The sequence below is a fragment of the Aeromonas sp. QDB39 genome, assembly GCF_027707585.1.
In the GTDB taxonomy this organism is placed as follows: domain Bacteria; phylum Pseudomonadota; class Gammaproteobacteria; order Enterobacterales; family Aeromonadaceae; genus Aeromonas; species Aeromonas hydrophila.
The window spans coordinates 17,784-36,147 of the sequence record NZ_JAPCIV010000006.1 but is presented as its reverse complement, the minus strand read 5'-3'; the positions used below and the strand labels follow the sequence as shown (position 1 = coordinate 36,147).

The 18,364-nt window shown below is 63.6% G+C and carries 15 protein-coding genes; 9 read left to right on the top strand and 6 right to left on the bottom strand.

Going from position 1 to position 18,364, the window contains the following annotated elements; all coding sequences use genetic code 11:
- Window positions 1-30 precede the first annotated feature (30 nt).
- Entirely contained in the window at window positions 31-1,458 is a 1,428-nt protein-coding gene (locus tag PG899_RS04895; RefSeq protein ID WP_024944285.1) for a PTS transporter subunit EIIC, read from the top strand.
- Window positions 1,459-1,460: 2 nt separating this feature from the next.
- On the opposite strand, the gene PG899_RS04890 is transcribed toward PG899_RS04895, so the two are convergent.
- The gene (locus tag PG899_RS04890; protein ID WP_016351752.1) at window positions 1,461-2,333 is read right to left on the bottom strand and encodes a LysR family transcriptional regulator; all 873 of its coding nucleotides are present in this window, start codon (window positions 2,331-2,333) and stop codon (window positions 1,461-1,463) included.
- A gap of 100 nt (window positions 2,334-2,433) precedes the next feature.
- Here PG899_RS04890 and PG899_RS04885 point away from each other — a divergent pair, with 100 nt between their 5' ends.
- From PG899_RS04885 to PG899_RS04870, 4 genes are all read left to right on the top strand, one after another.
- Window positions 2,434-3,450 (top strand): zinc-binding alcohol dehydrogenase family protein, encoded by a 1,017-nt coding sequence (locus tag PG899_RS04885; RefSeq protein ID WP_077095635.1) that lies wholly within the window; start codon window positions 2,434-2,436, stop codon window positions 3,448-3,450.
- A gap of 526 nt (window positions 3,451-3,976) precedes the next feature.
- On the top strand, window positions 3,977-4,855 hold the full coding sequence (gene prmA / locus PG899_RS04880; RefSeq protein ID WP_010675412.1) for a 50S ribosomal protein L11 methyltransferase: 879 nt from the start codon (window positions 3,977-3,979) through the stop codon (window positions 4,853-4,855).
- A 199-nt stretch (window positions 4,856-5,054) separates the two neighbouring features.
- Window positions 5,055-6,032: a D-2-hydroxyacid dehydrogenase family protein gene (locus PG899_RS04875; RefSeq protein WP_077095636.1), complete on the top strand. Its 978-nt coding sequence runs from the start codon at window positions 5,055-5,057 to the stop codon at window positions 6,030-6,032.
- A 73-nt stretch (window positions 6,033-6,105) separates the two neighbouring features.
- The gene (locus PG899_RS04870) at window positions 6,106-6,669 is read left to right on the top strand and encodes a sugar O-acetyltransferase (RefSeq protein WP_077095637.1); all 564 of its coding nucleotides are present in this window, start codon (window positions 6,106-6,108) and stop codon (window positions 6,667-6,669) included.
- A 468-nt stretch (window positions 6,670-7,137) separates the two neighbouring features.
- Here PG899_RS04870 and PG899_RS04865 read toward each other — a convergent pair whose 3' ends face one another.
- Together PG899_RS04865 and PG899_RS04860 are read right to left on the bottom strand one after the other, a co-directional pair.
- The gene (locus PG899_RS04865; RefSeq protein WP_077095638.1) at window positions 7,138-7,686 is read right to left on the bottom strand and encodes an NAD(P)H nitroreductase; all 549 of its coding nucleotides are present in this window, start codon (window positions 7,684-7,686) and stop codon (window positions 7,138-7,140) included.
- Window positions 7,687-7,791: 105 nt separating this feature from the next.
- Window positions 7,792-9,807: an NADPH-dependent 2,4-dienoyl-CoA reductase gene (locus PG899_RS04860; RefSeq protein WP_077095683.1), complete on the bottom strand. Its 2,016-nt coding sequence runs from the start codon at window positions 9,805-9,807 to the stop codon at window positions 7,792-7,794.
- Between the two features lie 310 nt (window positions 9,808-10,117).
- On the opposite strand from PG899_RS04860, the gene sppA reads away from it, so the two are divergent.
- Window positions 10,118-11,962 carry a signal peptide peptidase SppA gene (sppA, locus tag PG899_RS04855; protein WP_043162024.1) on the top strand — a complete coding sequence of 615 codons (1,845 nt, stop codon included), beginning with the start codon at window positions 10,118-10,120 and terminating at the stop codon, window positions 11,960-11,962.
- A 64-nt stretch (window positions 11,963-12,026) separates the two neighbouring features.
- Here sppA and PG899_RS04850 read toward each other — a convergent pair whose 3' ends face one another.
- Both PG899_RS04850 and PG899_RS04845 read right to left on the bottom strand, forming a co-directional pair.
- Window positions 12,027-12,584, bottom strand: coding sequence for an NUDIX domain-containing protein (locus PG899_RS04850; protein WP_016351759.1), 558 nt, complete (start codon window positions 12,582-12,584; stop codon window positions 12,027-12,029).
- Window positions 12,585-12,590: 6 nt separating this feature from the next.
- Window positions 12,591-13,391, bottom strand: a complete 801-nt coding sequence (locus PG899_RS04845) for a DUF2989 domain-containing protein (protein ID WP_077095639.1) — start codon at window positions 13,389-13,391, stop codon at window positions 12,591-12,593.
- A 197-nt stretch (window positions 13,392-13,588) separates the two neighbouring features.
- Here PG899_RS04845 and PG899_RS04840 point away from each other — a divergent pair, with 197 nt between their 5' ends.
- Both PG899_RS04840 and PG899_RS04835 read left to right on the top strand, forming a co-directional pair.
- Window positions 13,589-15,019, top strand: a complete 1,431-nt coding sequence (locus PG899_RS04840) for a glyceraldehyde-3-phosphate dehydrogenase (RefSeq protein ID WP_077095640.1) — start codon at window positions 13,589-13,591, stop codon at window positions 15,017-15,019.
- 40 nt (window positions 15,020-15,059) lie between these two features.
- The gene (locus PG899_RS04835) at window positions 15,060-15,353 is read left to right on the top strand and encodes a YeaC family protein (protein ID WP_011707127.1); all 294 of its coding nucleotides are present in this window, start codon (window positions 15,060-15,062) and stop codon (window positions 15,351-15,353) included.
- Window positions 15,354-15,593: 240 nt separating this feature from the next.
- Here the strand turns inward: PG899_RS04835 and ansA are convergent, their stop codons facing one another.
- Complete coding sequence (ansA, locus tag PG899_RS04830) at window positions 15,594-16,601, bottom strand: asparaginase (RefSeq protein ID WP_077095641.1); 1,008 nt, start codon at window positions 16,599-16,601, stop codon at window positions 15,594-15,596.
- Window positions 16,602-17,115: 514 nt separating this feature from the next.
- Here ansA and gltS point away from each other — a divergent pair.
- Window positions 17,116-18,315: a sodium/glutamate symporter gene (gene gltS, locus PG899_RS04825; protein ID WP_016351764.1), complete on the top strand. Its 1,200-nt coding sequence runs from the start codon at window positions 17,116-17,118 to the stop codon at window positions 18,313-18,315.
- Window positions 18,316-18,364: the final 49 nt, after the last annotated feature.

The window sequence follows — 18,364 nt, the reverse complement described above, 5'->3', positions numbered from 1 at the left end:
GTGCGCCATGTCACAAAATGCCGCACCCTTATGCCCGTACAGAACGCCAGACAGATCCTGACCCAAGCCCTGCAGCGACTCGGCTACGCCCTGTTGCTGCCGGTCTCCATCCTGCCGCTGGCCGCGCTGCTCTATCGGCTCGGCCAGCCGGACGTGCTGGATCTGGCGGTGCTCTCCCTCACCGGCCGCGCCCTGTTCAGCCAGATGCCGCTCATCTATGCGGTGGCCATCGCCTTCGGGCTGAGCCGCCAGGGTGAAGGCACCCAGGCGCTGGCCGGTGCGGTCAACTTTCTGCTGCTGAGCTCGGCGCTCGGCACCCTGGCCCCCGGCCTGCACAGCGACATGATCTGCGGCCTGCTGGCGGGATTGACCACCGCCATCGTCTACCCCTGGCTCAAGCGCCACCCCATGCCCCACTGGCTGCGGCTGGTCAACGGCGATTTCACCAGCCTGCTCGCCTCGGCGCTCACCTGTTTGCTGCTGGCCTTCCCCCTCGCGCTGCTCTGGCCGCTGCTGGAACAGGGCATCACCCTGCTCGCCTCCGAACTGCTCACCACCCCGTTCGGCGCCTTCTGCTACGGCGTGCTGAATCGGCTGCTGATCCCGCTCGGCCTGCATCAGGTGCTGGGCAGCCTCATCGGGCTGGGGGAGAGCAACCTGCAGGCGCTGGCCAGCGCCCAGCCGCTGCACGAAGGCTATGTGGCCGGGCTCTACCCCATCATCATGTTTGGCCTGCCGGGCGCCTGCTTCGCCATCTGGCTGCACCGCCAGCGCATGCAGCGATTGCCGCAGGGGGGCTTGCTGCTCACCCTGGCGCTCACCTCGGCGCTGGTGGGCATCACCGAACCCATCGAGTTCCTGTTCGCCTTCACCGCCCCCTGGCTGTTTCTGGCCCACGCCCTGCTGACCGGCCTGTCGCTCGCCACCTGCAGCGCGCTCGGCATCAAGGTGGGCAGCTACTTCTCCGCCGGCCTGCTGGATCTGGTGCTGAGCTACCACGCCGGCGAGCACAGCTTCTGGCTCATTCCGGTCGGCATCCTGTTCTTCGTCGCCTACACCTTGCTGTTCTATCAGCTGCTGGAGCGCACGCCCCTCAGCCTGCCGAGCAAGCCCATCGCCCCGGAACACCCACGCCTGGCCAGCGTCGCCCCCTCCGATCCCCAGATGCTGGCGATCCAGTACCTCAAGGTGCTGGGCGGCATGGACAACCTGCAGGCGATGAGCGTCTGCCTCACCCGCCTCAGCCTGCGGGTACGCGATATCTCGCTGGTGGATCAATCCCGCCTGCTGGGGCTGGGCTGCCTCTCCTGGATCCAGCTCAACGACCATCAGCTGGTGCTGGTGCTGGGCCCCAACGCCAGCCTGATCGAGGGGCAGATCCGCATGCTGGCAGAGCGCCAGTCGGTGCCGCTCGGCCTCAAACCCAATCAGGAGTCCGCCGGCCAGAGCGGCTGGTAGCCTCAGGCAAACGGCAACCGCTCCGCGACAAAGTCCATCAGGCTGCGCAGGGCGGGCGCCAGGTGCTCCCGGCTCGGATAGATGAGGTAGAAGGGGTTGGCCGGAATGGGGTGACTCGGCAGCACCTTCTGCAAGCGTCCCGCCGCAAGATCCCCCTCGCAGACGTGATGGGGCAGCAGGGCGATCCCCCCCTCGTTGATCGCCAGCTCCCGCAGCGCCAGCAAGCTATTGCTCAGACAAGCCCCCTGCGGCCGCCAACCTCCCTCCTGCAACGGCCACACCGGCAGCGACGTGTGCACCAGGCAGGCGTATCGCCCCAGCTCGCTCAGCTGTTGCGGCGTGCCGTGGGCCGCCAGATAGGCGGGCGCCGCCACCAGATGCCGAGGTACCTGACCGATGCGCCGGCAGATCAGGCTAGAATCTTTCAGCGGTGCCGCCCGCAGCGCCAGATCGTAACCCTCCCCCACCAGATCGAGCTGCTCATCGCAGAGGGTCAGCTCCAGCACCACCTCGGGGTAGAGAGCCCGAAACTCGGCCAGGATCCGGCCGAGCAGCAGGGTGCCGGTCGCCTCCGGTGCGGTGATCCGCACCCGGCCGGCCGGGGCCGCGCGCAGCCGCGCCATCGCCAAATTGGCGCTGCGGGCCAGCGCCAGCAGCGCCCGGCACTGTTCCACATAGACCTCCCCCTGCGGGGTCAGGCTCAGCCGGCGGGTGGTGCGCTGCAACAGGCGCACCCCGAGCTGGGACTCGAGCCGCGAGATCTTCTGGCTGACCGAGGATTTGGGCATGCCGAGCAACTCGGCCGCCCCGGTAAAACTGCCCTGCTCCACCACAGTGGCGAACAGCCCCATCAGCTCCAGTTCGACATTGTTCATATATTCAAACAGTCTTTACCAATTACCCATCTTAATCTGAATAATCAACCAGACTAGAGTGGCTGGCAATCCCCATCCAACCGATTTGAAAGGAACTGCCATGAAAGCCATCGCCCTGACCCACTATCTGCCGAGCGATCACCCCCACTGCTTCATCGAAGCCAATCTGGCCAACCCGACGCCGGGCCCGCGCGACCTGCTGGTGCGGGTCAAGGCCACCTCCATCAACCCGGTCGACACCAAGGTACGAGCCCCCAAGGCCAAGGTCGAGAGCTGCCCGCGGGTGCTGGGCTGGGACGCCGTGGGCGAAGTGATCGCCGTCGGCCGCGAGGTAACCCTGTTCAAGGCGGGCGACCGGGTCTGGTATGCCGGCGACATCAGCCGCCCCGGCAGCAACAGCACCCTGCAACTGGTGGATGAGCGCATCGCCGCCCTCGCCCCCACCAGCCTGAGCGACGTGGAAGCCGCGGCCCTGCCGCTCACCGCCATCACCGCCTGGGAGACCCTGTTCGAGCGCATGGGCCTCACCCGCGAGAGCAGCGGCAAGCTGCTCATCATCGGCGGCGCCGGCGGGGTCGGCTCCATCGCCATCCAGCTGGCCCGCCAGCTCACCGGCATGGAGGTGATCGCCACCGCCTCCCGCCCCGAGACCCGGGCCTGGTGCCTGCAGATGGGGGCCCATCAGGTGGTGAGCCATCACCAGTTGCAGGAGGAGCTCACCGCCCTCGGCATCACTCAGGTGGACGCCATCTTCTGCACCAATGCCACCGAGCAGCACTGGGATGCCATGGCCAGCCTCATCAGCCCGTTCGGCCATATCTGCACCATCGCCGAATCGAGCGTGCCCTGGGACCTCTCCCTGCTCAAGAGCAAGAGTGTCACCTTCAGCCAGGAGTTCATGTTCACCCGCTCCCTGTTCCAGACCCCGGACATGATCGAGCAACACAACCTGCTGGGACTGGTCGCCGCCCTGGTGGACCAGGGCGTGGTCAAGACCACCCTCAGCAAGGTGGTGGCCGAGCTGACCCCGGCGACCCTGGCTCAGGCCCATGCCGAGGTGGAAGCCGGCCGCATGGTGGGCAAGCTGGTGATCGACATGAGTCGGTTCGGTAACTAATCCCTTATAGGTAAAAACTGCACCATCATGGGGTGAACTCACCAGTGGCAAGCCCCATCACTGCACAGCTCACATCAGGCAACAGACAGTCACCACGCAGCATCACCATAAAAAGAGCCAAAAAAAGGGGCCATCCCGCCGGGATGGCCCTAAATACCTGAACGTTGGGGTAACAATCACACGCATATCCTTATGCAGGACCTCTGTATCTTTGCAGCTAGTGTGCCAATCCCGCCCGCCTCCCCGCTTACTTGCCACATTACCCCCTGCCAGCGGGGTATGCAGCCCCCGGCCACTCTGCGGGCAAAAAAAAGCCACCCGAAGGTGGCTGAAAAAGATGACGGAACTTTCCTAGAGCAAAGCATTCAGCGGGAACAGGTTGCTTCCCGTCACCCAATGAGGAATACATGAACCGTGCCAACTCGGCAAAGTCCCCATCCTCCACCACACTGCATGGGCAAACCACGACAGCACACGCCCATGATGATAGAATCCCGCGGTTTCACATTTATGAAGAGTCGACGCCATGCCCTGGATACAAATTCGAATCAACGCCACTGCCAAGACCGCAGACAAGGTGAGCAACATGCTGCTGGGGCGTGGTGCCCAGGCGGTGACCTTTATGGATGCCAAGGATGTGCCCGTCTATGAACCCATGCCGGGTGAAACCCCGCTGTGGGGCGAGACCGAAGTAATGGGGTTGTTCGACGCCGAAACCGATCCGGCGCCCACCATCGCCTTCTTCCAGCAGATCTTCGGTGAAGACGTGGGCTACAAGGTGGAGCAGCTGGAAGACAAGGACTGGGTGCGCGAGTGGATGGATCACTTCCACCCCATGCAGTTCGGCGAGCGGCTCTGGATCTGCCCGAGCTGGCGCGACGTGCCGAACCCCGATGCGGTCAACGTCATGCTGGACCCGGGTCTGGCCTTCGGTACCGGTACCCATCCCACCACGGCGCTCTGCCTGCAGTGGCTGGACGGGCTGGATCTGGCCGGTAAAACCGTGGTCGACTTTGGCTGCGGCTCCGGCATCCTCGGCATCGCCGCCCTGAAACTGGGCGCCGCCCGGGTCATCGGCATCGACATCGACCCGCAGGCCATTCAGGCCAGCCGTGACAACGCCGAGCGCAATGGCGTCGCCGATCAGATCGAGCTCTACCTGCCGGCGGATCAGCCGCAAGATGTCGAAGCGGACGTGGTGGTCGCCAACATCCTGGCCGGCCCGCTGCGCGAGCTGGCACCGCTTATCGCTGGCCACGGCAAGGCGGGTAGCCTGATGGCCCTCTCCGGCGTGCTGGAAAGCCAGGCGCCGGAGCTGGAGACCATCTACGGCCAGTGGTTCGAGATGGACCCGACCGCCGTCAAGGAAGAGTGGTGCCGCCTTTCCGGCCGCAAACTCGGCTAAGTCATCGACACAGCCGTTGCCAACGGGGCTCCCACACGGGAGCCCCGTCTGTTTTCAACCCGCCGGCAGCAGCCACCTCTCTGGTACGGCCAACCAGCACCATCCATACCCGCACTGCAATCAGTGCTCATTTGACCACACAGACTCCCCCGTTTCCGGTAGGATAGGCCGCCAGCCCCCCTTGTGACACGGAGTGCTTATGCGGATTGCCATACTGGATGACTATCAGGATCAGGTGCGTCATCTGCCCTGCTTTACCCGCCTGGCGGGCCACGACGTCACCATCCTCACCCAGAGCGAACCTGACCCCGAGTGCCTTGCCGCCAAACTGACAGGGGTGGAGGCGCTGGTGCTGATCCGCGAGCGCACCCGCATCGACGAGGCATTGCTGCGCAGGCTCCCCTCCCTTCGGCTCATCAGTCAGACCGGCAAGATCAGCCAGCATATCGACCCCCTCCTGTGCCAACGCCACGGGGTGGCCGTCGCCGAAGGCATCGGCAGCCCGGTGGCGCCCGCCGAGCTCTGCTGGGCGCTCATCATGGCTGCCTCCCGCCACCTCCCGGCCTATTGCCATGCCCTCGCCCAGGGGCAGTGGCAGCAATCCGGCACCCTGGGGCTGGGCCGTACCTTGCAGGGGCTGACGCTCGGCATCTGGGGCTACGGCAAGATTGGCAGACTGGTGGCCGGTTACGGCCGGGCCTTTGGCATGTCGGTGCTGATCTGGGGCAGCGAGGGCTCCCGCCAGCAGGCCGAGCGGGATGGCCATGCCAGCGCCTCCGACAAGGAGGCCTTCTTTCGTGACGCCGACATCCTCTCTTTGCATCTGCGCCTGCACGAGGCAACCCGTGGCAGTGTGACCCGCGCCGATCTCGCGCGGATGAAGGCCGACTCCCTGCTGGTCAACGTCAGTCGGGCGGAGCTTGTCGAGCCGGGCGCCCTTTATGCTGAACTCTCCGCCAACCCCACCCGGCGCGCAGCGCTCGACGTGTTCGATGCAGAGCCTGCCACGGCGCAAAGCGAGCCTTTGCTGCGCCTGCCCAATGTGCTGGCCACCCCTCATCTCGGCTATGTGGAGCGCAACAGCTACCAGCTCTACTTTCAGGCCGCCTTTGACAACCTGATTGCCTTTGCCGAGGGCAGTCCGACCAATCTGGTGCTGCCCGTAGCGGGCCGCTGATCACGGTTATCCGGCGGCCGGACCGCTAACATGTAAACCCCATGCGCCACCAAGACAAGCCACAGGAGCCGCCATGACCGAGTACGACAAGATGATCGCCAGCCAGCCTTACAACTGCATGGCGCCGGAACTGGATCTGTTGCGCCGGGAGACGGCCCGTCTGTACCGCCACTTCAATCGCAGCGACGAGGAGGATGAACAGTTGGCGCTGCTGCAGCAGATCGTCGGCGAGCTGGCCCAGGGTGCCTTCATCTGCCCGCCCCTCTACTGCACCTATGGCCGCCACATCCACCTTGGCGAGCGCAGCTACATCAACATGGGGGCCACCCTGCTGGACAACGCCCCCATTCGCATCGGCGCCGAGGTAATGATTGGGCCGAACGTGCAGATCTACACCGCCGCCCACGCGCTGGATGCCGATGAACGGACACAGGGGGTCGAGACAGCACTGCCGGTCACCATCGAGGACAGGGTCTGGATTGGCGGCGGCGCCATCCTGCTACCCGGCGTCACCATAGGGCGGGAGGCCATCGTGGGTGCTGGAGCCGTGGTCACCAAAGACGTGCCGGCCGGCGCCCGGGTGGTGGGCAACCCGGCCCGCGTGCTGCCCGTCAAAGGCAAGGCGCAGGTGAGCTAGCAACACATACCGAGAACCATCCGTAAAAGGTGGGTTTGCCGGCTAAGGGGATTGGCATCTGAAAAAACGCCCATAAAAATGAAGGCCAACGCCATCAAGACCATGATGGCCTGTAAAAAGGTGGGTTTGCCGGTATCAGGGAGTTAAGGGAACCGACATCTGAAAAACACCCATAAAAATGAAGCCCAATGTCATCAAGACGTTGGGCTGTAAAAAGGTGCTACGGAATTGCGACTCTCATCGCAGAAAATTAGAAGGGGTCACCTTCTAAACTGGCACAGGGATATTAACGAGGCGCAAACGTTTTACATAGCGTAATAAACCAGGATTGAGAACGGCATCTCACTATTTAAAAAATTCCCTGCCTGCCACGGCCGCCCTCTTGGCAATCTTCCAAATATCAGTACAGCCCACCACCAGAAACAAAAAAGCCCTGACGAGTCAGGGCCTTGCCGGTAATAAGGCAGACTAGAAGCGGCGCACGAACTCGCTCACCGGCAGCTCGCGCAGCTTGCGGGCCTCCAGCATGGGGGTACCGAGGTAGAGGAAGCCCACCAGCTGATCCTCCGGTGTCAGTCCCAACCCTTCATTGATCTGCTCGTCGAAAATGAACCAGCCGGATCGCCAGATGCCGTTGAAACCCTGCGCCTGTGCCGCCATCTGCATCGCCATCAGGGCGCAACCGGCCGAGAGCTCCTGCTCCAGCTTCGGCACCTTGGGGTGCTCCTGATAACGGGTTGCCACCGCGATGACCAGCGGTGCCCGCAGCGGCGCCTCGCTGCACTTCTTGATGCTCTCTTCATCCTCGCCACGAGCACGGGCCGCCTCGGCCAGCAGCTTGCCCAGCCGCTCGCGGCCTTCCCCTTCAAACAGAATGAACTGCCAGGGAGTCAGGGTGCCGTGATCCGGCGCGCGCAGCCCCGCCTTCAAAATATTGTCGAGCACCTCGCCAGCAGGAGCGGGATCGGCGAGACGGCCACAGGAGTGGCGGTTGAGCAGCAGGGTGAGGGCATCCATGGGCAATTCCTTCTTGGGCAATGATGGCGCTACCTTAGCACAGCGCCGAATGAAGAAAACCCCTGATGCTCAGGGGTTTATCTCATTCATGATGGCGGGGAGAGATTAGATGACCGCCGCCAGTTCGGCGCCCTGTCGGATCGCCCGCTTGGCATCCAGCTCGGCGGCCACGTCGGCTCCGCCGATGATGTGTACCGGCTTGCCCGCCGCCTGCAAACCGGCCTGCAGCTCCTTGAGCGGCTCCTGGCCGGCGCAGATGATCACCTGATCCACCGGCAGACATTGCTGCTGTTCGCCCACCTGAATGTGAAGCCCTTCATCGTCGATGCGCAGATACTGCACGCCGGAGAGCATCTCCACCTTGCGGTTCTTGAGCACGGTGCGGTGGATCCAGCCGGTGGTCTTGCCCAGGCCGTCACCCACCTTGCTCTCCTTGCGCTGCAGCAGCCAGACCTGGCGCTCGGGGGCGTCGATCACCGGGGCCATCAGGCCGCCGCGCTCGCCGAGCTGCTTGTCGATGCCCCACTCCTTGAGCCAGTGATCGCGACTGCGATCCCCCTTGCCCTCTACCAGGTATTCGGCCACGTCAAAGCCGATGCCGCCGGCGCCGATCACCGCCACCTTCTCGCCCACCGGTTTGTGATCCCGCAAGACATCGAGGTAGCTCATCACCTTGGCATGCTCGATACCCGGAATGTTTGGGGTGCGCGGGCGGATGCCGGTGGCGAGGATCACCTCGTCAAAGCCGCCGCCCAAGAGGCTCTCGGCACTCTGGCGCTGGCCCAGATAGAGCTCGACGCCGCACTTCTCCAGCCGCTTGGCAAAGTAGCGCAGGGTTTCGTGAAACTCCTCCTTGCCCGGGATCTGCTTGGCGAAGTTGAACTGGCCGCCAATCTCGCTGGCCTGATCGAACAGGCTCACCTGATGGCCGCGCTCGGCGGCATAACAGGCAAACGCCAGCCCGGCGGGGCCTGCGCCCACCACCGCCAGCTTCTTGGGCTGGGGCACCCGACCAAACGTCAACTCAGTCTCGAAGCAGGCGCGCGGGTTGACCAGGCAGGAGGCCCGCTTCTGCTTGAAGACGTGGTCAAGACAAGCCTGGTTGCAGGCGATGCAGGTGTTGATCTCGTCCGCCCGGTTCTCGGCGGCCTTGATGACAAATTCGGGGTCCGCCAGGAAGGGGCGCGCCATGGAGACCATATCCGCCTCACCGCCCGCCAGAATGCGCTCGGCCACCTCGGGGGTGTTGATGCGGTTGGTGGTGATAAGCGGTACCTTGAGGTGTTTTTTCAACTCGGCGGTCACCCAGCTGAAGGCGCCGCGCGGCACGCTGGTGGCGATGGTGGGAATGCGCGCCTCGTGCCAGCCGATGCCGGTGTTGATGAGGGTGACCCCCACCTGTTCCAGCGCCTTGCCAAGGGCGATCACTTCCTCAAGGGAGGAGCCCTGCTCCACCAGATCCAGCATGGAGAGGCGGAAGATGATGATGAAGTCCGGCCCGACCCGTTCGCGGATGGCGCGGACAATCTCCACCGGGAAGCGCATGCGGTTTTCACTGCTGCCACCCCAGCCATCGGTGCGCTTGTTGGTGCGCTCGCAGATGAACTGATTAATGAGATAGCCTTCCGAGCCCATCACCTCGACCCCGTCGTAGCCCGCGCTCCTGGCCAGTTGCGCGGTGGCGGCGAAGTCGCGGATGGTGCCTAGGATCTGGCGCTCGCTCATGGCGCGCGGCTTGAACGGAGAGATGGGGGCCTTGAGGGCGCTCGGCGCCAGGCTGAACGGATGATAGGCGTAGCGGCCGGCATGGAGGATCTGCAGCGCTATCTTGCCCCCCTCCTGATGCACCGCACTGGTCACCTTCTTGTGCTTGGCCACCTGCCAGGGAAAGCTCAGCTGGGAGCCGTGGGGCACCAGCCGGCCACGCAGGTTGGGGGCGATGCCGCCGGTCACGATGAGGCCGACCCCGCCCCGGGCCCGCTCGCCATAAAAGGCGGCCAACTTGTCAAAGCCCCCCTTCTCCTCTTCGAGGCCGGTGTGCATGGATCCCATCAACACGCGGTTGCGCAGCTGGGTAAAGCCGAGATCGAGGGGGGTCAGCAGGGTCGGGTAACGGCTCATCATGAACTCCTTGTCGGGGCCGGGCTGGATGGCACCACGCCCATTCTCCACCGTCCGGACTCAAGCCCGGAACACGACGGCAGGATGGGTGGGCGGCTCACAGGGCCTCCAGTTAATTTTTTGTTATCAAACCGAGGCTAGAGTAAAGAATCGAAAATGCTTTTTCAAACAAATGTTTGGACAATTTTTCGGCGAACAGACGTATTCCGAACAACCGGGCTCCGATCCTGTCCAAGCGGAAATGGCATTTCACCGGCCAACTGGTTAATAATGGCGCTTCCCTCCCCATTAACAGGGCGATAACGCGACTATGTCTATTTTCAAAGGTCTGGGTTGGCTGTTTCGCAGCCTGTGGCGCCTGCTCAATTTCACCCGGCTGATGCTGGTCAATCTGCTGTTTCTCGTCGTGGTCTTGATCATCGTCTTCAGCGTCAGCCAGAAAGAGGCGCCCAGCGCCCCCATCGAAGGGGCCCTCACCCTCAATCTCTCCGGCGTGCTGGTGGAACAGCGCTCGCAGACCGATCCCACCGTGCAACTGCTGCGCCAGGTGGACAACAGCGACGAGCTGCCCAGCGAGATCGTCCTCTCCGATCTGCTGTGGGCCATCAAAAGTGCCAAGGATGACGATCGCATCAAGGCGCTGGTGATCAAGCCCCAGGGGCTGCAGGGCACCAGCTTCTCCAAACTGCAGGAGGTGGCGAGCGCCATCGATGCCTTCAAGGAGAGCGGCAAGCCGGTCATCGCCATGGCCGACTTCTACACCCAGGGCCAATATCTGCTGGCCGCCCACGCCGATCACGTGCTGCTCAACCAGAGCGGCGCCGTGGTGATCGAGGGGCTCGGCGTCTACCAGACCTACTACAAGTCGGCGCTGGAGAAGCTCAACATCACCCCACACGTGTTCAAAGTCGGCACCTACAAGTCTTTCGTCGAACCCTATACCCGCGACGAGATGTCCCCCGAGAGCAAGGAGGCGAACCAGCGCTGGCTGGATCAGCTGTGGCAATCCTATGTGGCTGACGTGGCCGAGCAGCGGGAGATCGAACCGGACGCCGTGGCACCGGGCAAGGATCGCTTCCTCGAGCTGCTGCGCAAGGCCGGCGGCAACGCCGCCAACTACGCCCTCGACAACGGTCTGGTGGACCAGCTGGCGACCCGCGACGAGATGACCCAGGCGGTGATCAAGGAAGTGGGCGAGAGCGATGACCACGGCTGGAAGGGCGTAGGCCTCAAGGAGTACCTGGCCGCCATTCCGAGCCAGTATCCCCAGAGCGGCAAGGATGAGGTGGGCCTCATCGTCGCCAGCGGCGCCATCATGGATGGCGTTCAGCCTGCCGGCACCATCGGCGGCGACAGCCTCGCCGACCTGCTGGCCGATGCCCGCCGCGACGACAAGGTGAAAGCCCTGGTGCTGCGGGTCGACAGCCCGGGCGGCAGCGCCTTCGCCGCCGAGCAGATCCGCGCCGAGCTGCTGGCCCTCAAGCAGGCCGGCAAGCCGGTGGTGATCTCCATGGGCAGCTACGCCGCCTCCGGCGGTTACTGGATCTCCGCCGATGCAGACAAGATCTTCGCCTCCCCCACCACCCTCACCGGCTCCATCGGGGTGTTCGGCATGTTCGCCACCATCGACAAGGCGCTCTCCCAGTACGGGGTGCACACCGACGGTGTCGGCACCACCGACTATGTCGGCGTCGGCCTGACCCGCGCCCTGCCGGAACACGTCGGTCAGGCGATCCAGCTGAGCGTGGAAGATACCTATCAGCGTTTCGTCGGCTTGGTGAGCAAGGGCCGTGGCCTGAGCCCGGAAGAGACCGAGAAAGCGGCCGAGGGCCGGGTCTGGACCGGTCAGGATGCCAAGGCGCTGGGACTGGTGGACGAGTTTGGCGATCAGGAGGCGGCCATCAAGGCGGCAGCCGAGCTGGCCAACCTCAAGGAGTGGCAGGTCACCCCCATCGAGCAGGAAGAGTCGGCCAAAGACAAGTTCCTGCGCCAGCTGTTCGACAGCAGCGCCCAGGTGCTGGCTTCCCACCTGCAGAGCTGGTTGCCGGCCGGGCTTGGCAAGGCGCTGGTGGAGGTAAACCGCAGCCTGGACCCGCTGACCCGCTTCAACGATCCGCAGGGCACCTACGCCCTCTGCCCGGTCTGTACGCCCTGATCGGCAGCCAACGCAAAAAACCGCCTTGGGGCGGTTTTTTTACATCTGCCTCAAGGGGCCCGAGTCACGCCAGCAGGCCGGATTCGTGCCAGTGGTGCAACTCAGCCAGCACCCGGGTCTCCCGCACCGTCCACTGGGGGCAAGGGCCCGCCAGCTGGGTCTTGTTGGTCTGCAGCGCCTCGGCCAGTTCGAACCAGCCAGGGGTGAAACCGAGCCTTATCTCGTAGGGCTGGGGCTGGGGTTCGCACCACGCCTCCCCCACCTGACAGAGGTAGTAGAAGGAGCGGATGCAGTAGGCGTCGTAGTCAGCCTCGCGGGCCGGCCGGTACTCCCGCGTCTCGCCGAGCAGGGCACCGACTGCCACCAGCTCGGCGCCACACTCCTCGCGCAGCTCGCGCGCCAGGGCTGTGCGATGACACTCCCCGTGCTCGATGCCGCCACCGGGAAACATCAGATCGCCGTTGACCCGGGAGTGCACCAGCAGCAGTTGATCGCCGCGCAGCACGACGGCCCTGACGGTGACCCGCTCCAGCTGGCGGCCATCGGTGTTGACCCGGCCGTGGGTAAGCCGGATGTCGAAGGGGTGTGGCCAGTCGCTGGCCAGAGATTCAATGTGATTCATCAGGGTTCAGGGACGATAGGTCCCGCTTTTCAGTTGTTCGACCAGGGTGGCGGCCTGGCTGTCCAGGCTCTCCTGCTCTTGCTTGCTCAGGGAGTGATAGAGGCTGAAACGGGTGGCCGACACCTCGGCCGCGTTCTGGAACGACTCGCTCACCTTGCCCCACAGATAGGCCTGCCCGAACTGCTTCTGGCCCATGTAGAGGGTGCTGAGGGAGGTGAGGATCCGGCCGTTGACCTGATCCCCTTCCCGGTAGAGGGAGAGGGCGTGCTGCATCAGCGCGATGGCTTTTTGCGGCTCGCTCTTGGCATAGATGCCGCCGAGCGCCAGTTGCAGCTCGGGCTCCTCCAGCACGGGTTGCCCCTCCAGCGCCAGAAACTGCTGGCGAGCCAGCTCGTTGGTGTTGTTGGTCCAGTGCCAGAGCAGCAGGTAGGGATCGTTGGCGTTGCGGGTGGCGGCATCGAGCTGGGCCAGCTGTTCGCCGGCCGCCAGCATCCCCTCCACCCGCGGGCTCTTCTGCTCGCGGGCCCGCTTGTACTCGATGTTGGTGGAGCGTTCGGCGCATTTGAGATAACGCTCCAGGCTGCGCATCAACTCGTACTGGCGCCGCTGCGTCCCCTCCGCCTGCAGGTAGTAGCGGGCCCGGATGATGTCGCTGCGCTCGTAACGACACCAGCCGTCGTCCACCAGATCCTCACAGAGGGCCGGGTAATTGGCGCAGATGTTGTGGATCCTGTCATCGTCACAGGCAGTGAGCAACAGGCCGCAACAGAGGCCAAACAACAGGGAACGAGCTGGAAAAGGGGTCATGGTTCATATCTTGTTGGTAACAATTGCAGCCCGCCATGGCCACCCTTGGCTAGCAAACAGATTACATATCCATTACAATGCGCGCGCCGTATAAGGCCGCGACTGCAGAATAATATAACGAAATATACACCCCTACACTGATCTGCATTCGACGAATTTCTATTTGCCCCAACAACGTGAAATAAAGGATCTGGTTAATGACCCACGAGCACTATCTGCAGGCGTGGCAGGAGAGCCAGGAGCTCGCCGAAGCCATGCAACCCTTGATCGGTCGCCTCTACCGCCAGCAGGGGATCGAGATCACCCTCTACGGCCGCCCGCTGCAAAACGCCTCCACCATCGATATCCTCAAGGCCCACCGGGTCGTTCGCCGCCACCAGGGAGCCCCCCTCCCGATCCAACAGAGCTTTCCCCTGCTGCAAGCCATCCTGGCCCTGAACCCGACCGCCGCCGAGATCGATCTGGGCAAGCTGGCCGTGGGTTACTGGCAGGATCACCAGGATGAAGCTGGCATCGACGACTACCTGCGTGCCAAGCTGGCACCGGCCCTGGGTCGCGGCGTGCCGGCCCCCACCGACGTGGTGCTGTACGGCTTTGGCCGCATCGGCCGTCTGCTGGCCCGGCTGCTGATCGAGCGCACCGGCGCCGCCAACTCCCTGCGGCTGCGCGCCATCGTGGTACGCGGTGGTCGTGACGGGGATCTGGAGAAGCGTGCCAGCCTGCTGCGCCGCGACTCGGTGCACGGCCCCTTCAACGGTTCCATCGAGGTGGATGTGGAACGCAGCGCCATCATCGCCAATGGCACCTTCATCCAGGTGATCTATGCAAACAGCCCGGCCGACATCGACTACACCGCCTACGGCATTCACGATGCGCTGATCGTCGACAACACCGGGGTCTGGCGCGACGAGGCGGGGCTGTCTGAACACCTCAAGGCGCGCGGCGCCTCCCGGGTGCTGCTGACCGCTCCCGGCAAGGGGGAGATGAAGAACGTGGTATTCGGGGTCAACCATGAGGTGATAGGTCCCGATGACAAGATCATCTCCGCCGCCTCCTGCACCACCAACGCCATCACTCCGGTGCTCAAGGTGATGCAGGACAAGTACGGCATCCGCCACGGCCACGTGGAGACGGTCCACTCCTACACCAACGACCAGAACCTGATCGACAACTATCACAAGGGCGAGCGACGCGGTCGCAGCGCAGCCCTCAACATGGTGATGACCAGCACCGGCGCCGCCAAGGCGGTGGCCAAGGCGCTGCCCGAGCTCAAGGGCAAGCTGACCGGCAACGCCATCCGGGTGCCCACCCCCAACGTCTCACTGGCCATCATCAACCTGTCGCTGGAACAGACCACCGATCGGGAGAGCCTCAACGCCTATCTGCAGCAGATGGCGCTGAGCTCGGCCCTGCATCGCCAGATCGACTTCAGCGCCAGCACCGAGCTGGTCTCTTCCGACATGGTGGGCTCCCGTTTTGCGGGCATCGTCGACTCCCAGGCCACCATCGCCGAAGGGGATAACTGCGTGCTCTACGTATGGTATGACAACGAGTTCGGGTACAGTTGTCAGGTAGTGCGGGTGATGGAGCAGATGGCTGGCGCAGTTCGCCAGGATCTGCCGGCCTGATCCCGATTCGTCATGGCTCAATGTGCAAGGAGAAGGCCGGATGTCGTTTCAACAAGGTGAGTTTCTACAAGCAATCAGGCAGATGCCCGCAGAGGTGTACGAGCGCCTCAAGACGGCGGTCGAGCTCGGCAAGTGGCCGGACGGCAAGCCGCTCACCGACGAGCAGAAGGCCACTTCCCTGCAGGCGGTGATGGCCTGGCAGGCGATGCACCTCGACAACCCCGAGCACATGAACATCGGTCGTGACGGCGAGATCGTGATGAAGAGCAAGAGCGAGCTCAAGCGTCAGTATCGCGATGAGGAAGAGATAGTGCGGGTCGACCTCAACCACTGAGTCTGACCCGCCAGGCCGCCCGCGGCGGCCACAGCAGAGAGGGGAGCCAATATGGCTCCCTTCTCTTTTTCCTGACATATCCCCCTCATCCCCGGCCCTTCTCCCGCCAGGGGAGAAGGGAGCAGGCTCGCACCTGTGAATAGTAAGCGGGCCACCTGCCGGCGATCTTCATGGCAAACCTCGCCACCTCGATCTATCCCCTCTCCCGCTGGGAGAGGGTTAGGGTGAGGGGGAAACCAGTCAGGGGGTCAGCTCACCACGCAGCGACAGCTGCATCAGCTCGCGGATGCGCGGCGCCGGCAGATCCTGGCTCAGCAGGAAGTGCAGCTTGGTGAGCGCCGCCTCGGCGGTCATGTCGAAGCCCGAGATGACCCCGGCCCGGGACAGGGCATTACCGGTGGCATAGCCCCCCATGTTGACCTTGCCGTGCAGGCATTGGCTCAGGTTGACGATGATGACGCCGCGGGCCGACGCCTCGGAGAGCAGCGCCAGCATGGCCGGATTCTGCGGCGCATTGCCCACCCCGAACGAGAGCAGGATCAGCGCCCGCACTGGCTGCTGCAGGATGTTGGCGATCACCTCGGCCGAGATGCCGGGGTAGAGGGTCACCACGCCGATGGGCTGGGGGGTGATGTCGTGCAGCACCAGCGGCCGCTCGGACGGCACGCCCAGCTCGCCCGCTTCCAGCGAGATGGCGATGCCGGCGTTGAGCAGCGGCGGGTAGTTGGGGGAATCGAAAGCGTGGAAGCCATCGGCGTGCACCTTCTTGCTGCGGTTGCCGCGATAGAGCTGGTTGTTGAAGAACAGCGTCACCTCGTGGATCGGGTAGTTGGCCGCGATGTAGAGGGCGTTGAGCAGGTTCTGCTGCCCGTCGGAGCGCAGCTCGGCGAGCGGGATCTGGGAGCCGGTGATGATCACCGGCTTGTGCAGATCTTCGAGCATGAAGGAGAGCGCCGAGGCGGTGAACGACATGGTGTCGGTGCCGTGCAGAATGACGAAACCGTCGTACTTGTCGTAGTTGCCTTTAATATCCTCGGCGATGCGCTGCCAGTCCGCCGGCGTCATGTCGGAAGAGTCGATGAGGGGCGCATATTCGTGAATATGGTAATCCGGCATCTCGGGACGATGGAACTCGGGCATCCGCGCCAGACAGTCTTCCATGAAGCCCGCCATCGGCACATAACCGTGGTCGGAACGCTGCATCCCTATGGTGCCGCCTGTGTAGGCGATGTAGATGGACTTCTTCACACCCTCTCCTCTTTGATGGGCACAACACCCGCGAATCGTGGCTAAGCCGGGGCGAAACGGCGGCATCGACTGCCCGCCGCGTTCGCCATGGGCCAAAAGCCCGCTCATGATAGCGCGCCGGGCCGCCGGCTCACATCCCACCAGTGCCGTCCGGCGGGCCTAAAACCGCCGAATTATAGGGACTGGCTCCCCAAATAACAGCCAAACAATGGCCTGCGGCCGGTATTAAACGGCGACTAACCCAATAGTGTTAAATGTCACAAGATACACCAAGAGTGACCATTTATCTGACAAATGTGGATATAAGTGGTGCTTTTTGCTACTATCCGCTCGATTTTTCATAAATCTCATCTGGAAGCCTGATCCGTTCAGGCCCGCACTGGTCCCATTTTTACGTGGGGCGGGGGCATGTCGCCCCTTCTTTGTTGGCACCTGAGCCACACTGTTTTTATCCCGGCTGAATCTGTGAGTCTGCATCAACGAAAGACACAGCCAATCAACATGGGAGTACTGAATGCTACAACTTGATTCCTACGCCACCCTGGTCGCAGCCACCCTGGTGTTGCTGCTCGGTCGTTTGCTGGTGACCCGAGTCGGGCTGCTGCGAACCTTCAACATCCCCAAGCCGGTTGCCGGCGGCCTGGTGGTCGCCCTGGTGCTGCTGCTGCTGCGCTCCACCCTGCAGATGGAGCTGCAGTTCGACACCAGCCTGCAAACCCCGCTGATGCTGGCGTTCTTCGCCTCCATCGGTCTCTCCGCCGATCTTGCCAGCCTCAAGCGCGGCGGCAAGGCGGTGCTCACCTTCCTGCTGGTGGTCACCGGTCTGCTGCTGGTGCAGAACAGCCTGGGCGTGGGTCTGGCGACCCTGCTCGGTCTGGATCCCCACATGGGGCTGCTGGCTGGCTCCATCACCCTCTCCGGCGGCCACGGCACCGGGGCAGCCTGGGGCGCCACCTTTACCGAGAAGTACGGGGTGCAATCCGCCGCCGAACTGGCCATCGCCTGTGCCACCTTCGGCCTGGTGCTGGGCGGCCTCATCGGCGGTCCGGTCGCCCGCTATCTGGTGAAAAAGGTGAAAGTACCCGGCGAGGAGCACAACCGGGATGACGCGCCGCAAGGCTTCGAGATGCCGGACATGGAGCGCCCGCTCACCACCTTCAGCCTGATCGAGACCCTGGCGCTGATCGCCATCAGCCTGAAGGGGGGAGAGATGCTCTCCGCCTACCTCAAGGGCGGCGCCTTCGAGCTACCGGTGTTCGTCTGCGTGCTGTTCGTCGGCGTGCTGCTGCGCAACGTGCTGACCCTGCTGAACTGGCATGAAGTGAGCGACCGCGAAGTCTCCCTGCTCGGCAACGTCAGCCTGTCGCTGTTCCTGGCGATGGCGCTGATGAGCCTGCGACTGTGGGATCTGGCCAACCTGGCGCTGCCCATCTTCGTCCTGCTGGCGGCCCAGACCGTGGCCATGGCACTCTACGCCATCTTCGTCACCTTCCGGGTGATGGGCAGCAACTACGATGCGGCCGTGCTGGCGGCAGGCCACTGTGGTTTTGGTCTGGGGGCCACCCCCACCGCCATTGCCAACATGCAGGCCATCACCCAGCGCTTCGGCCCCTCCCACCTGGCGTTTCTGGTGGTGCCCATGGTGGGCGCCTTCTTCATCGACATCATCAACGCCATGGTGATCAAGCTGTTCCTGGCACTGCCCTTCCTGTAATTCCTTTCCCGTCAGACGTCTATGAACAGAGCCCACCCCTTGGTGGGCT

Coding starts and splice junctions, on each gene's coding strand:
- gltS (WP_016351764.1), top strand. CDS start 17,116: ATGCTACAACTTGATTCCTACGCCACCCTGGTCGCAGCCACCCTGGTG.
- PG899_RS04890 (WP_016351752.1), bottom strand. CDS start 2,333: ATGAACAATGTCGAACTGGAGCTGATGGGGCTGTTCGCCACTGTGGTG.
- PG899_RS04860 (WP_077095683.1), bottom strand. CDS start 9,807: ATGAGCCGTTACCCGACCCTGCTGACCCCCCTCGATCTCGGCTTTACC.
- PG899_RS04895 (WP_024944285.1), top strand. CDS start 31: ATGCCCGTACAGAACGCCAGACAGATCCTGACCCAAGCCCTGCAGCGA.
- PG899_RS04870 (WP_077095637.1), top strand. CDS start 6,106: ATGACCGAGTACGACAAGATGATCGCCAGCCAGCCTTACAACTGCATG.
- PG899_RS04835 (WP_011707127.1), top strand. CDS start 15,060: ATGTCGTTTCAACAAGGTGAGTTTCTACAAGCAATCAGGCAGATGCCC.
- PG899_RS04885 (WP_077095635.1), top strand. CDS start 2,434: ATGAAAGCCATCGCCCTGACCCACTATCTGCCGAGCGATCACCCCCAC.
- PG899_RS04850 (WP_016351759.1), bottom strand. CDS start 12,584: ATGAATCACATTGAATCTCTGGCCAGCGACTGGCCACACCCCTTCGAC.
- sppA (WP_043162024.1), top strand. CDS start 10,118: ATGTCTATTTTCAAAGGTCTGGGTTGGCTGTTTCGCAGCCTGTGGCGC.
- PG899_RS04875 (WP_077095636.1), top strand. CDS start 5,055: ATGCGGATTGCCATACTGGATGACTATCAGGATCAGGTGCGTCATCTG.
- PG899_RS04845 (WP_077095639.1), bottom strand. CDS start 13,391: ATGACCCCTTTTCCAGCTCGTTCCCTGTTGTTTGGCCTCTGTTGCGGC.
- PG899_RS04865 (WP_077095638.1), bottom strand. CDS start 7,686: ATGGATGCCCTCACCCTGCTGCTCAACCGCCACTCCTGTGGCCGTCTC.
- prmA (WP_010675412.1), top strand. CDS start 3,977: ATGCCCTGGATACAAATTCGAATCAACGCCACTGCCAAGACCGCAGAC.
- PG899_RS04840 (WP_077095640.1), top strand. CDS start 13,589: ATGACCCACGAGCACTATCTGCAGGCGTGGCAGGAGAGCCAGGAGCTC.